Here is a 14,315-nt window from a genome sequence, read left to right on the forward strand (position 1 = left end):
GGCTTTAAGGCCCGTCAGCTGTATCGGAAAAGGGGACCGGCCGGATTAGCCGATGATGCCCATGATGTCGGCTTCCTTCATGATCAGAAGGTCTTCGCCGTTGAGCTTGACTTCGGTGCCGGACCACTTGCCGAACAGAACGCGATCGCCAACCTTGACGTCGAGTGCTACGACCTTGCCGGATTCATCGCGAGCACCGGAACCGACGGCGACGATTTCGCCTTCCTGCGGCTTTTCCTTGGCGGTGTCTGGAATGATGATGCCACCCTTGGTCTTTTCTTCCGACTCGACTCGACGAACGACGACGCGGTCATGAAGGGGGCGGAAATTGGTGCTTGCCATTGTCTAATCCCTCGATCAAATGACATTCACGGATCAGCGGGGATCCGTATGGATTTGTTAGCACTCATCCTCTGAGAGTGCTAGCGACGGTGATTTAGGGGTGGCTTCCGGACGAGTCAAGAACAGCACTGTGAATTTTTTGCGGCGCATAGCGGCTTGTTTTGAGGATGATTAACGCCCGTAGCAGTGCCGCGTAGCACGCCGTTGCAAAGATTCTCTCATTTTGCCCTCCGGAAGAAGGGCCAGGTCACGCCCTTTCCGAAACGTCATGCCACTGCTTCCGCTGCGCAATCTCGCCGCTCGCCGACCTTGCCCATGCCTGCTCCTCGGACCTTGTGCGGCGCAAAAACCTTGCATGCCGCTCTTGTAATTTGCCGGCCGGTTTGCGATGTCAGCCCGTGCTTTATTTGATGCGAGGACGGCATGGGCAAACGGATCGGGAGCTTTCGCGACATCGGCGGACTTTATGATGTTGCGCTCTGCGATGTCTGGGGCGTGCTCCATAACGGCGCCACCGCCTACAAGGAGGCCTCCATCGCGCTTGAAGCGGCCCGCGCCGAAGGGCTGACCGTCGTCCTCATCACCAATTCTCCGCGCGTCGCTCCGAAGGTGGTCGAGCAGTTGCGGGCGATCGGCGTACCCGATAGCGTCTACGACCGCATCATCACGTCGGGCGACGTAACGCGCAAGCTGATCGCCGAAGGCCCGAAGAAGGTGTTCCTGCTCGGTCCCGAGCGCGATATCGGCATCCTGGAAGGTCTGGACGTTCAGCGCGTCGAGGCCGGCGAGGCGGAAAGCATCGTCTGCACCGGCTTCTTCGACGACGAGACTGAAACGCCTGACGATTATACCGATATGCTGACGGCGTGGTCGGCCCGCAACGTGCCACTGATCTGCGCCAACCCGGATCTTGTGGTCGAGCGCGGCCATCGCATGATCCCCTGCGCCGGCGCCATGGCCGCCTATTACGAGCGGCTCGGCGGCCAGACGCGCATTGCCGGCAAGCCGCATCAGCCGATCTACAATGCGGCGATCGCCGCGGCCCGCGAGGTGAAGAGCGAATTTCCGCTGTCGCGCGTGGTGGCGATCGGTGACGGCATGCCGACCGACGTGCGCGGCGCACTCGATTACGGCCTCGATCTTCTTTATATCAGCCATGGCATCCACGCCCGCGAATATGTCGTCGAGGGCCATACGGATGAGGCCGCTCTCGGCGCCTTCCTAGCGCGCGAACAGGCCTCGCCGAAGTGGTGGATGCCACGCCTTGTCTGAGGAGAGTGGCAGCCGATGACCGTTTTCCATCGCAACGAAACCCGCGAGCCGCTTCCCGATGCCTTGAAGGGTGGGGTGGTCGCCATCGGTAATTTCGACGGCGTGCACCGCGGCCATCAATCTGTATTGAACCGTGCGCTGGAGATCGCCAGGGAGCGCGGGCTGCCTGCTCTGGTGCTGACCTTCGAGCCGCATCCGCGCACGGTCTTCAAGCCTGAACAGCCCGTCTTCCGCCTGACCCCGGCACCATTGCGAGCGCGGCTGCTGGAAGCGCTCGGCTTCAACGCCGTCATCGAATATCCTTTCGATCGCGCCTTCTCGCAGCGTTCGGCGGATGAATTCGTCCACTCGATCCTGATCGATTGGCTGCACGCCTCGGAAGTCGTCACCGGCTTCGATTTCCATTTCGGCCATGATCGCCAGGGACGCCCCGCCTTCCTGATGAATGCCGGTAGCCGTAACGGCTTCGGCGTGACGCTGATCGATGCCTTCCGCGACGAAAACACCGAGGTCATCTCATCGAGCCGCATTCGTGCGCTGCTCGCGGAAGGCGACGTCGCCCAAGCCGCCGGCCTGCTCGGCTATCGCTATACTGTTCAGGCGCCCGTCATCGGCGGCGAGAAGCTTGGCCGTACGCTCGGCTTCCCTACGGCAAACATGCAGCTTCCGGCCGAGACATCGCTGAGGGCAGGCATCTATGCGGTTCGCTTCCGAACGGCCGATGGCGTCATTCGCGATGGTGTCGCCAGCTACGGCCGGCGCCCGACGGTAACCGACAACGGCGCGCCGCTGCTGGAAACCTTCGTTTTCGATTTCAGCGGCGATCTTTACGGCCAGGTCTGTTCAGTCTCCTTCTTCGGCTATCTCCGTCCCGAACTGAAGTTCGATGGTCTCGACCCGCTGGTTGCGCAGATCCGCAAGGATGAGGACGAGGCGCGCGCGCTGCTTGCCGGCGTTCAGCCGCTCAGCGAGCTCGACCGGACCATCGCCTTCACCTGATTTTACTTGCCGAATTGCGCGCGGGGATTGCGGCGCTGCAATATCTTTTTGCCTTGAGCGGGTGGGAAGGATGCTGCAATGCTCATACAGCCGGGTGCGAGTCGCCGCGCCCATTTTCCGAAAGGCGCACGAGATGGATAAACGTTTTGGGACAGCGGCCTGCTGGCTGCTCGTTATTCCCTATATTGGTTTGCTTTGGGTCCCCTTCTACAACAGCCATGACCCGGTTCTGCTGGGATTTCCTTTCTTCTACTGGTATCAGCTGGCCTGGGTGCCGATCACCGCTGTTCTGACCTGGATCGCCTATCGGAGCATGCGCCATGATGACTGATATCGATCCGACAGCGCTTGCCGTCTTCATCTTCTTTTTGGCGCTCGTGACCATCATGGGCTTTGTAGCGGCCCGTTGGCGCCGGCCGAAGACTCTGGCCCATATCGACGAATGGGGCCTCGGCGGCCGCACCTTCGGCACCTGGATCACCTGGTTCCTCGTCGGCGGCGACTTCTACACCGCCTATACCGTGATCGCCGTCCCGGCGCTGGTCTACACCGTCGGTGCCTATGGCTTCTTCGCGCTGCCCTATACGATCGTCGTCTACCCCTTCGTCTTCATGGTCATGCCGCTTCTCTGGAGGCGTGCGAAGGATTACGGCTACGTCACGGCGGGCGACGTCGTGCACGGGCAATATGGCTCGCGGGCGCTCGAACTGGCGGTCGCTCTGACGGGTGTTATCGCGACGATGCCCTATATCGCCCTGCAGCTCGTCGGCATGACGGCGGTGTTCAAGGCGCTCGGACTTCATGGCGAGCTGCCGCTCGCCGTCGCCTTCATCATCCTGGCGCTCTATACCTATTCGGCGGGCCTTCGCGCTCCGGCGCTGATCGCCTTCGTCAAGGACATCATGATCTATATTGTGGTGATCGCGGCCATTGCCCTTATCCCTGCCAAGCTTGGCGGCTATGCCAATGTCTTCGCGGCGGCCGATGCGGATTTCAAGGCCAAGGGCGCGGGCAGTCTGCTCCTTGGTGGCAACCAGTATGTCGCCTATGCGACGCTGGCACTGGGTTCGGCGCTGGCCGCTTTCATGTATCCTCATACGCTGACCGGCATCTTCGCCTCCAACAGCGGCAATACCATCCGCAAGAATGCGGTGCTGCTGCCGGCCTATACGCTGCTGCTCGGCCTGCTGGCTCTGCTCGGCTATATGGGCCACGCGGCAAATCTGAAGCTGGACAGCGCCAATGACGTGGTGCCGGCACTGTTCCAGAACCTGTTCTCCAGCTGGTTTGCTGGCTTTGCCTTCGCGGCCATCGCCATCGGCGCGCTTGTTCCCGCAGCGGTGATGAGCATCGGCGCGGCCAACCTCTTCACCCGCAACTTCTGGAAGGCCTATGTCGATCCGCAGGTTTCCGATGCGGGCGAGGCCAAGGTTGCCAAGATGACGTCTTTGGTCGTCAAGGTCGGCGCGCTTCTGGTCATCATTTTCCTGCCGACGCAGTTCGCGCTCGATCTGCAGCTGCTCGGCGGCATCTGGATATTGCAGACGCTGCCGGCCCTGGTCTTCGGTCTCTATACCAGGTGGTTCCGTGCGCCTGCACTGCTCGCCGGTTGGTTCGTCGGCTTCTTCGGCGGCACTTATCTGGTCGGGGATGCCGGCTGGAAGCCGCTGCATATGGTTCCGCTCGGCGAAGCGGGTTTCACCGTCTATACGGGGCTGCTGGCGCTTCTCGCCAATATCGTCGTGGCTGTCATCGTCAACGCGGTCATGCCGGCGCGGGCAGAAGCACGGGCCTGAGCGGATCGGACCTCAATCGGCCGCGGGCGGGAACGTCCGCGGCCTTTCTATGTCTCGCCGGCATTGTTTCCTCTTCCTTTCCTTGGAAAAAACGCCTATGAACCGGCGACCATGACCCAATTTCGGCTGAGCCACTCGATACGAATTATTGGCCCGGCCTTCCGCGCGCTGTAAGCTGCCGGAAGGTCCGGGTTTTTGGCGCTTCGTTCAAGAGGCGCTTTCCGCCGCCGAAAAATCCCCGTATGGCTGCGCCAGTTCCGGCGCAAGACGCCCGAGACACCGAGGCAATTGTCACGACTATGACCGATACCGTTGAAAAGATGGATTACTCCAAGACCCTTTACCTGCCGGAAACCGATTTTCCGATGCGCGCCGGACTGCCGCAGAAGGAGCCGGAACTGGTGAAGCGCTGGGAGGAAATGAACCTCTATAAGAAGCTGCGCTCTTCCGCCGCCGGCCGCGAGAAGTTCGTGCTGCATGACGGCCCTCCCTATGCCAATGGCCACATCCATATCGGCCATGCGCTGAACAAGATCCTCAAGGACGTCATCACCCGCTCGTTCCAGATGCGCGGCTATGACAGCAACTACGTCCCCGGCTGGGATTGCCACGGTCTGCCGATCGAATGGAAGATCGAGGAAAAGTACCGCGAGAAGGGCAAGAACAAGGACGAGGTTCCGGTGAACGAGTTTCGCCAGGAATGCCGCGACTTTGCCGCCGGCTGGATCAAGATCCAGTCCGAGGAATTCAAGCGCTTGGGCATCACGGGCGATTTCGACAATCCCTATCTGACCATGAACTTCCATGCGGAATCCCGCATCGCCGGCGAACTCCTGAAGATCGCCCGCACCGGTCAGCTTTATCGCGGCTCCAAGCCGGTCATGTGGTCGGTGGTCGAGCGCACGGCGCTCGCCGAAGCCGAAGTCGAGTATGCCGACGTCGAGAGCGATATGATCTGGGTGAAATTCCCGGTGGCCGAAGGCCCGGCGCATCTCGCCGGCGCCTTCGTCGTCATCTGGACGACCACCCCCTGGACGATCCCCGGCAATCGCGCAATCGCCTATTCCTCGCGCGTGTCCTACGGCCTCTATGAGGTCACGGAAGCGGCGAATGATTTCGGTCCGCGCCCCGGCGAGAAGCTGATCTTTGCCGATAAGCTGGCAGAGGAATCCTTTGCCAAGGCAAAGCTGCAGTACAAGCGCCTGAGCGACGTGACCGCCGCCGATCTGGCCGCACTCACCTGTGCTCATCCGCTCGCGTCCCTCGGCTACGGCTTCAAGGTGCCGCTGCTCGATGGCGATCACGTCACCGACGACGCCGGTACGGGCTTCGTGCACACCGCACCGAGCCACGGCCGCGAGGACTTTGACGCCTGGATGTCGCATGCACGCGATCTCGAGGCGCGAGGCATCTCGTCCGTCATTCCGTTTCCCGTCGATGACGCCGGCTTCTACACCGCCGATGCCCCCGGCTTCGAAGGCGGACGCGTCATGGACGACAACGGCAAGAAGGGCAATGCCAACGACCTCGTCATCAAGGCGCTGATCGAGACGAACACGCTGTTTGCGCGCGGCAGGCTGAAGCATTCCTATCCGCATTCCTGGCGGTCGAAGAAGCCGGTCATCTTCCGCAACACGCCGCAGTGGTTCGTCTATATGGACAAGGAGTTCGCCGACGGTTCGACGCTGCGCTCGCGCGCCCTGAAGGCGATCGACGATACCCGCTTCGTCCCGGCAGCCGGCCAGAACCGCCTGCGTGCCATGATCGAGCAGCGCCCGGATTGGGTCCTCTCGCGCCAGCGCGCCTGGGGTGTGCCAATCGCGATCTTCGTCGACGAGCAGGGCAACATCCTGCAGGATGACGGCGTCAACGCCCGCATTCTCGAGGCTTTCGAGCAGGAAGGCGCCGATGCCTGGTTTGCGGAAGGCGCGCGCGAGCGCTTCCTCGGCGAAAAGGCCAACGAGCCCTGGACGCAGGTCATGGATATCCTCGATGTCTGGTTCGATTCCGGTTCGACCCACACCTTCACGCTCGAAGATCGCCCGGATCTCAAGTGGCCGGCGGATGTCTATCTCGAAGGCTCCGACCAGCATCGCGGCTGGTTCCATTCGTCGCTGCTCGAAAGTGCTGCGACGCGGGGCCGCGCGCCTTACAACACCGTCGTCACCCATGGCTTCACTATGGACGAGCAGGGCCGCAAGCAGTCGAAATCGCTCGGCAATGTCGTTGCCCCGCAGGATGTGATGAAGGACGCCGGCGCCGATATCCTCCGCCTCTGGGTCATGACCACGGACTATTGGGAAGATCAGCGCCTCGGCAAGGCCATCATCCAGACCAATGTCGATGCCTATCGCAAGCTGCGCAACACCATCCGCTGGATGCTTGGCACGTTGGCACATGACAAGGGCGAAGTGATCGCCTATGCCGACATGCCGGAGCTCGAGCAACTGATGCTGCACCGTCTCGCCGAGCTCGATGAGCTGGTGCGAGAAAGCTACGACGCCTTCGACTTCAAGCGCATCGCCCGCGCCCTGATCGATTTCGCCAATGTCGAGCTTTCGGCCTTCTACTTCGACATCCGCAAGGATGCGCTCTACTGCGATGCTCCGTCGAGCCTGCGCCGCCGCGCCTCGCTCGCCGTCATCCGTACGATCTTCGACTGCATGGTGACATGGCTGGCGCCGATGCTGCCCTTCACCATGGAAGAGGCCTGGCTGTCGCGCAATCCGTCGGCGGTCTCGGTTCATCTCGAGCAGTTCGTCACCGTTCCCGTCGAATGGAAGGACGAGGCGCTGGCCGAGAAGTGGAAGAAGATCCGCGCCGTGCGCAGCGTCGTTACCGGCGCTCTGGAAATCGAACGCAAGGACAAGCGGATCGGCTCCTCGCTGGAAGCTGCCCCGGTCGTCTACGTCGCCGATCCCGAGCTGCTGAAGGTACTCGAAGGCCAGGACTTTTCGGAAATCTGCATCACCTCCGGTATCACCATCGTGGGTGAGCAGGGGCCTGCGGATGCCTTCCGCCTCGACGACGATGCCAGGGTCAGCGTCGTGCCCAAGCTTGCCGAAGGCCGCAAGTGCGCCCGTTCCTGGCGCATCACCACGGACGTCGGCTCCGATCCGGAATATCCGGATGTCTCGGCGCGCGACGCTGCGGCACTCCGTGAGCTTGCGGCTATCAACTGAAGAAAATTGCCGGATGAATTGCCTTTGCGGCGTTCATCCGGTAAAAGCTGCCTGAAAATGGCCAGAATTTTACGGCAGTTGCCGTTGGATGGGGTCCTATCGCGTTTATTCCGGCATGGCTGGGAAGGGTTTTCATGAGAGCGATGCATAAGGTTCGTGTCGGCGTCAGCTTGGCGGCACTTGTGGTTGGCTGCGGCGCCATGTCCGGTTGCCTTAGCAGCCCGACTTACGGCACCGACAAGACGGCCGGCGTGCAGCTCCTCGATGATCTCGGCGACATCGCCTCCGTTTCCGCGGCGACGCCGAAGGATAAGGGCGTGAAGTATCCAAACCGTCCGGGTCTGGTTCTGCCTGCGGACAAGGATCGCGACAATCTCGCCGCGCCGCAGCAGTCTCTGGCAAGCAAGGACAACCCGGCCTGGCTGGAATCGCCGGAAGAAGCCCGCAAGCGCCTCGCTGCGGAAGCCGACGAGAAGAAGAACAACGTCAACTATCGTTCGCCGCTCGCCCAGGCCGACAGCGCCAAAAATCACATGAGCGAAGCGCAGCAGACCGCCGCCTATCGTGCCGCGCGTCAGGATCAGGCCGGCACCTATATCGATCAGCGTCGCTATCTGATCGACCCGCCGCAGCAATACCGCCAGGTATCCGATCAGTCCGCTTTGAACGATCTCGGCACGCCCGAGTCGAAGAAGGAAAAGAAGCGCAAGAAGGATGCCGAGGCCGCACAGCAGACCAGCAACAGCAGCTGGTGGAAGCCTTTCCAGTAAAAAGCTCTCAAGGCGGCGGCATCAAAACCGCCGCTTTTCAGTCTTCGGAGCGTTTCGCTTGGAAGAAACCTCTGAGGATATCGGCGGATGCAGTCTCGCCGAGACCGGAATAGACCTCCGGCGCATGATGGCAGGTCGGCTGGCGGTAGAAGCGCACGCCATTGTCGACACCGCCGCCCTTCGGATCTTCGGCGCCATAGTAGAGACGGCGGATGCGCGCGAAGGAAATGGCCGCGGCGCACATGGTGCAGGGTTCCAGAGTCACGTAAAGATCGGCGCCTGTAAGACGTTCCTGGCCCAGCTCCTCGCAGGCCAGGCGGACGGCGACGATTTCGGCATGTGCGGTGACGTCGTTGAGCTCACGGGTACGGTTGCCGGCAGCGGCGACGACCTTGCTTTCGAGCACGACAACGGCGCCGATCGGCACTTCTCCACGCTCTCCGGCGCGGCGCGCTTCGGCTAAAGCAAGCTCCATGAATTGATTTGTGGCCGCCATTCAAGTTTTCCACTTAACCGCAAGGGCGTGACCTGATAGGAACACGCGTTAAAAATTCAGGCAAACAACAAATGACGATGAATGACAAGCCCAAGCGGCCTGGGTCTAAACCCTTTGCTGGCGACAAGAAGACGGTAAAACGCGATGGCGCGAAGCCTGTAAAGGCCGCGGCCGTCAAAGCTGCGGATGAGAGCGCAGTCGAGGATGGAAAGGCCGAGCGCATTTCCAAGGTGATGGCGCGCGCCGGCGTGGCCTCGCGTCGCGATATCGAGCGAATGATCCTCGATGGCCGCGTCAAGCTGAACGGCGTTCTGCTCGATACGCCGGTAGTCAACGTGACCCTCGCCGACAAGATCGAGGTCGACGGCATGCCGATCCGTGGTATCGAGCGCACGCGTCTGTGGCTCTATCACAAGCCGGCAGGCCTGGTGACCACCAATGCCGATCCGGAAGGACGCCCGACCGTTTTCGACAATCTGCCGGACGAGCTGCCGCGGGTCATGTCGATCGGCCGCCTCGACATCAACACCGAAGGCCTGCTGCTGCTCACCAATGACGGCGGCCTTGCCCGCGTTCTGGAATTGCCGAACACAGGCTGGCTGCGCCGCTATCGCGTGCGCGCCCATGGCGAGATCGATCAGGAAGCGCTGGACAAGCTGAAGGAAGGCATTGCCGTCGATGGCGTGCTTTATGGCTCGATCGACGCGACGCTCGACCGTACCCAAGGGTCCAACGTCTGGATTACCATGGGCCTGCGCGAAGGCAAGAACCGCGAAATCAAGAACGTGCTCGGCGCGCTCGGCCTCGAGGTCAACCGCCTGATCCGCATCTCCTATGGCCCGTTCCAGCTCGGCGAGCTGCCGGAAGGCCATGTGCTCGAGGTGCGTGGCCGCACGCTGCGCGATCAGCTCGGCCCGCGTCTGGTCGAGGATGCCAAGGCCAATTTCGACGCGCCGCTCTATAACGCCCCGGCCGTTGCCGAGCCCGAAGAGGCGGATGACAAGCCGGCTCGGACGGCCCCGGTTCGCGCGGGCAAGGAAGAGCGCCCGCGTCGCGAGCGCCCCGAGGACAAGCGCGAGCGTGCGCTGAGCCGCCTCGATACCAAACGCGATGCCAAGCGTGACGATCGCCGCGATGGTGGTCACAAGGACGACGACCGGGCGAAGCGCCAGCCGCTCGGCCCACGTCGTAGCGCCAATGTCTGGATGGCACCCGGCGCCCGTCCGCTCGGTGAAAAGGCAGCAGCGAAGGCCGCCAAGAATGCAAAGACCGCTTCCAGGCGCGGCGAGATTGAACGCCCACAGCGCAGCGGCTTCGACCGTCCGGACGAAGGCCCCCGCGTTCGCATCAATCGGGTCGACGAGGGTGATGGCGAGTGGATTCGTTCCAGCGAAGAGGCTCCGCGCCGGTCGCGTGGCGATGACGAGGGCTTCGATCGCAAGCGCTCGCGCGGCGACCGCCCGCAGGGTGATCGTCCCGCCCGGGGGGACCGTCCGTTTGGCGATCGTCCCCGCGGCGATCGGGCATTTGGCGACCGTCCGCGCGGCGAACGCGGTTCTCGGTCCGAGGGTGGCGATCGTCCTCGTGCGAAATCCCTCCAGGGCGAAGCCCGCTCCGAGCGTTCCTTCGGAGATCGGCCCGCGCGTGGCGATCGGCCTTTCGGCGACAAGCCGCGTGGAGACCGGCGTCCCCGCGCCGAGGGAGACGAGCGTCCGCGCAGCAAGTCTTTCGGCGGCGAACAGCGCTCCGAACGCCCCCGCGGTGATCGCCCGCAAGGCGAACGTTCTTTCGGCGATCGGCCGGCCGGCAAGCCCTTCGGCAAGAAGCCCGGCGGCGGCAAATCCTTTGGCGGCAAGCCAGGCGGTAAGCCCGGTGGCTCGCGTGGCTTCGGCGGCAAACCGGGTGGCGCAGGCCGCCCCTCCGGCGGTCCGCGCGGCGGTTCCGGTCGGGGCGGCCCCGGCAGGGGCGGTCCCAAGGGCGGCAGGGGTTGACGCGCGGTGAGGATCGTCGGCGGTGAGTTTCGCGGTCGCTCGCTTGCAACGCCGAAGTCGAACGACATTCGTCCGACGGCGGATCGCACGCGCGAAAGCCTGTTCAACATTCTGAACCACGCCTATCCCGAAGCCATCGACGGCACACGGATGATGGATGTCTTCGCCGGCACCGGCGCCGTGGGCCTGGAGGCAGCCTCGCGCGGCTGCCGCCATGTGCTCTTCGTCGAAAGCAGCGTCGAAGGCAGGGGCCTTCTCTGGGAAAACATCGATGCGCTCGGCCTGCACGGCCGCACGCGCATGCTGCGCCGTGATGCGACCGATCTCGGCAGTGCCGGCAATCTCGAACCTTTCGATTTCATCTTCGCCGATCCGCCCTATGGCAAGGGGCTGGGCGAGAAGGCTTTTGCGGCCGCTGCCGCCGGTGGCTGGCTGGTGCCGGGCGCTCTGGCGATCCTGGAGGAGCGGGCCGATGTGACCGTTGCCGCGCCATCGGATTTCCTGTTTCTGGAGGAACGGACCTTCGGCGACAGCAAGATGCATTTCTTCCGTTACCAGCCATTGGCGGCCTGACGGAGGAAGGGGAAGGCTATGGGCGACTATGCTGATTTCGTCGGCAGCGACTATCCGCTCGCCGTCTCCGGCACGCCGAGCGTTGCAGTCGCCTTCGGCTGTGGCGGTGCGCGCGGTCTCGCCCATATTCATATCATCGAGGCACTGGACGAACTCGGCATCCGCCCGGTTGCAATTGCCGGTGCCTCCATCGGCTCCATCATGGGTGCGGCCATGGCGGTCGGCATGAGCGGGGCAGAAATCCGCGACCATACGCTTGCAACGGTCGGTAACCGTCCCGCGGTGCTTAACAAGATCTGGAGCCTGCGGCCCGTCAGCATGCGCAGCATCCGCTTCGGCCAGTTCAATCTCGAACGCATTCTCCGCACCTTCTTGCCGGAAGCCTTTCCTGAGAATTTCTCGGAATTGCACATACCGCTGAAGGTGGTCGCGACCGATTATTATCAGCAGGCCGAAGTGGTGATCGAGAAAGGCGAGCTTTTCCCGGTGCTTGCCGCTTCCGCTGCCATTCCAGCCGTCTTCATGCCGGTGAGACTCGGGGACCGCGTGATGATCGACGGCGGAATCATGAATCCGGTTCCCTACGAGCATCTGGCCGGGCTTGCCGACATCATCATCGGCATCGATGTCGTCGGCGGCCCTGAGGGCGGCGGCAGGCATATTCCGAACCGCATCGAGAGCCTGTTCGGTGCCGGCCAGCTCACCATGCAGTCCAACATTGCCTTGAAGCTGCGCCTGCAGGCGCCGCAAATCTTCCTGCGCCCCACCGTCGGCCGCACCGGCGTCCTCGATTTCCTGAAGGCGCGCGATATCCTCGCCATGTCGGCCGGCGTCAAGGACGAGCTGAAATTCGCGCTTGACCGCGTGATGACGGCAAAGAACTAGTATCCGCCAATGAGCTGCTGGCTGTGCTTATGCCAGGACCGTACAAACGAAGCGGCTAAACCCGCTCCGGCTCCTCCTGCGGCAGGACGACGAGATCGTCGGCGTCGCTGTAGGTTTCGGCCGCACGCTTGGGCTTGACCAGCGGTTCCGGCTTGACGGGGCGCGAATAGAGCATGTCGGCGCCGGCCTGCAGCCCCTGGCTGACCTGCAGCACGAGCCGCTGTTCGTCACGTTTGCGGATATCCTCGCCGATCTCGTAGGCCTCCGCCTCGCTGACCCCCAGCGCTTCCAGGGTGCGGCGGCCGAAGAGCAGGCCGGATTCCAACGTTTCGCGGAGCTCGTAGTCCACGCCTTTGTGCCGCAGCTCGATCGAATGGATACGGTCGTAAGAGCGGACGAAGAGGCGCGCATGCGGATAATCCGTCTGCACGAGCTCGACGATCTTGTTGGTAATCTCGCGCTGATGCGTGCTGACGACGACGATCTTGGCGCGGTCGATACCGGCGGAGCGCAGCACGTCCTTGCGCGTGCCGTCGCCGAAATAGATGCGGAAGCCGAAGCTCGATGCCTGGCGGATGCGATCGGCGGAGAAATCGATGACGGTGACATCGCGGCCACTGGCAAGCAGGATCTGCGCGGCAATCTGGCCAAAACGCGAAAAGCCGATCATCAGCACGTCGGAGCCGGCACCCTCGAAATCCTCGTCCAGCTCTTCCTGCGTGTCGCCCTTGACCAGCCGCTTCGCGAGCGCGGAGCTCAGCGGCGTCAGCGCCATCGACAGCGTCACGATGGCGATCAGCGTCGAGGCCGTATTGGCGGAGAAAAGCCCACCGCTGGCGCTCGCAGCGCTGAAGAGCACAAAGCCGAATTCGCCGCCCTGCGGCAACAGCCCGGCGATGCGAACAGCGTCGTTGTGCGGCGAGCCCGCGACGCGGCAGAGCGCATAGATCACGACCGCCTTGATGAGCATCATGACCGGAACCGCGAGCACGATCAGCATCCAGTTGTCGAGAATCACGTCGAGTTTCAGCGACAGGCCGACGGCGATGAAGAAAATGGCGAGCAGCACGCCGCGAAAGGGCTCGATATCCGCTTCCAGCTCATGCCGATAGGAGGATTCCGCCAGCATCACGCCGGAGAGAAAGGCGCCCATCGCCATGGAGAGGCCGGCAAGCTGCATCAGCGTTGCCGATCCCATGACGACGAAGAGCGCGGCGGCAATCATCGCCTCGCGGGCGCCGGTGCGTGCAATGACCTGGAACAGCGGCGTCAGCAGATAGCGGCCGGCGATGACCATCGCCGCCACGGCGCCGATGGCTATAGCGAGACTCGACAAGGGACTGGCGGTTTCCTTCGTGCCATCGAGCACGGTGATCAGCGCCAGCAGCGGCACGATGGCAAGATCCTGCAGGAGCAGCATCGAGAAGGAGCGCTGGCCGTATCTCGTGTTGACGTCGCCTTGCTGTTCGAGGATCTGCATTGCGAAGGCCGTCGAGGAAAGCGCCAGACCGAAGCCGATGATGATGCTGCCCTTCCAGCCAGCAATGCCGCCGAGATAGGATGCGACGATCAGCGCCAGTCCGCTGAGCACCACCTGCGCCGTGCCGAGGCCGAAAATATCGCGCCGCATCTGCCAGAGGCGGGACGGCTTCAGTTCCAGGCCGATGATGAACAGCAGGAAGACGACACCGAGTTCGGCAACGGCAAGCACGGCTTCGCTGTCGCCGATGCTGTGCAGGATCGGGCCGATCACGACGCCGGCCGCAAGATAGCCGAGCACCGTGCCAAGCCCCAGTTTTTTGAAGATCGGTGCCGTGACGACGGCACCGCCGAGCAGCAGCAAGGTTTCGGTGAAAAGCGTATTGGGGGCGGACATCGTCTGTTTCTTTCCGTGGGGCAGGCGGTGTTGCAACGCTTGGTCATGATAAACAACCATGCGTGAAGTGATTAGAACAAGAATCGGCTTTGCCGCCCTTGATGCTTTATGTAGTGCACAATAAATGGAACGC

The 14,315-nt window shown here is 62.6% G+C and carries 12 protein-coding genes; 9 read left to right on the forward strand and 3 right to left on the reverse strand.

The genetic code is table 11. The annotated features are described in order from the left end of the window. Window positions 1-45 precede the first annotated feature (45 nt). Window positions 46-342: a co-chaperone GroES gene (gene groES, locus C7U61_RS03590; protein ID WP_004109735.1), complete on the reverse strand. Its 297-nt coding sequence runs from the start codon at window positions 340-342 to the stop codon at window positions 46-48. A gap of 423 nt (window positions 343-765) precedes the next feature. On the opposite strand from groES, the gene C7U61_RS03595 reads away from it, so the two are divergent. The 6 genes from C7U61_RS03595 to C7U61_RS03620 all read left to right on the forward strand — a co-directional run bounded on the left by C7U61_RS03595 (window position 766) and on the right by C7U61_RS03620 (window position 8,361). After that, the gene (locus C7U61_RS03595; RefSeq protein ID WP_106996730.1) at window positions 766-1,614 is read left to right on the forward strand and encodes a TIGR01459 family HAD-type hydrolase; all 849 of its coding nucleotides are present in this window, start codon (window positions 766-768) and stop codon (window positions 1,612-1,614) included. Between the two features lie 15 nt (window positions 1,615-1,629). Next, window positions 1,630-2,613: a bifunctional riboflavin kinase/FAD synthetase gene (locus tag C7U61_RS03600; protein ID WP_106996731.1), complete on the forward strand. Its 984-nt coding sequence runs from the start codon at window positions 1,630-1,632 to the stop codon at window positions 2,611-2,613. A 133-nt stretch (window positions 2,614-2,746) separates the two neighbouring features. Then, complete coding sequence (locus tag C7U61_RS03605) at window positions 2,747-2,944, forward strand: DUF3311 domain-containing protein (RefSeq protein ID WP_034508488.1); 198 nt, start codon at window positions 2,747-2,749, stop codon at window positions 2,942-2,944. Then, window positions 2,934-4,409 carry a sodium:solute symporter family protein gene (locus tag C7U61_RS03610; protein WP_106996732.1) on the forward strand — a complete coding sequence of 492 codons (1,476 nt, stop codon included), beginning with the start codon at window positions 2,934-2,936 and terminating at the stop codon, window positions 4,407-4,409. The genes C7U61_RS03605 and C7U61_RS03610 overlap by 11 nt, the downstream gene beginning before the upstream one ends. Before the next feature lie 299 nt (window positions 4,410-4,708). Further along, complete coding sequence (gene ileS / locus C7U61_RS03615; protein ID WP_106996733.1) at window positions 4,709-7,591, forward strand: isoleucine--tRNA ligase; 2,883 nt, start codon at window positions 4,709-4,711, stop codon at window positions 7,589-7,591. A 134-nt stretch (window positions 7,592-7,725) separates the two neighbouring features. Then, window positions 7,726-8,361 carry a hypothetical protein gene (locus C7U61_RS03620; protein WP_106996734.1) on the forward strand — a complete coding sequence of 212 codons (636 nt, stop codon included), beginning with the start codon at window positions 7,726-7,728 and terminating at the stop codon, window positions 8,359-8,361. Window positions 8,362-8,398: 37 nt separating this feature from the next. On the opposite strand, the gene C7U61_RS03625 is transcribed toward C7U61_RS03620, so the two are convergent. Beyond that, window positions 8,399-8,857 (reverse strand): nucleoside deaminase, encoded by a 459-nt coding sequence (locus C7U61_RS03625; protein WP_106996735.1) that lies wholly within the window; start codon window positions 8,855-8,857, stop codon window positions 8,399-8,401. Window positions 8,858-8,928: 71 nt separating this feature from the next. Here C7U61_RS03625 and C7U61_RS03630 point away from each other — a divergent pair, with 71 nt between their 5' ends. The 3 genes from C7U61_RS03630 to C7U61_RS03640 are packed head-to-tail and all read left to right on the forward strand — an operon-like array spanning window position 8,929 to window position 12,306. After that, complete coding sequence (locus tag C7U61_RS03630; protein WP_106996736.1) at window positions 8,929-10,848, forward strand: pseudouridine synthase; 1,920 nt, start codon at window positions 8,929-8,931, stop codon at window positions 10,846-10,848. Between the two features lie 6 nt (window positions 10,849-10,854). Then, window positions 10,855-11,421: a 16S rRNA (guanine(966)-N(2))-methyltransferase RsmD gene (gene rsmD / locus C7U61_RS03635; RefSeq protein ID WP_106996737.1), complete on the forward strand. Its 567-nt coding sequence runs from the start codon at window positions 10,855-10,857 to the stop codon at window positions 11,419-11,421. Between the two features lie 18 nt (window positions 11,422-11,439). Then, on the forward strand, window positions 11,440-12,306 hold the full coding sequence (locus C7U61_RS03640; RefSeq protein ID WP_106996738.1) for a patatin-like phospholipase family protein: 867 nt from the start codon (window positions 11,440-11,442) through the stop codon (window positions 12,304-12,306). Window positions 12,307-12,361: 55 nt separating this feature from the next. On the opposite strand, the gene C7U61_RS03645 is transcribed toward C7U61_RS03640, so the two are convergent. Further along, window positions 12,362-14,182, reverse strand: coding sequence for a monovalent cation:proton antiporter-2 (CPA2) family protein (locus C7U61_RS03645; RefSeq protein WP_106996739.1), 1,821 nt, complete (start codon window positions 14,180-14,182; stop codon window positions 12,362-12,364). Between the last annotated feature and the right edge of the window lie 133 nt (window positions 14,183-14,315).

Source organism: Rhizobium sp. JAB6 (assembly GCF_003024605.1).
In the GTDB taxonomy this organism is placed as follows: Bacteria; Pseudomonadota; Alphaproteobacteria; order Rhizobiales; family Rhizobiaceae; genus Rhizobium.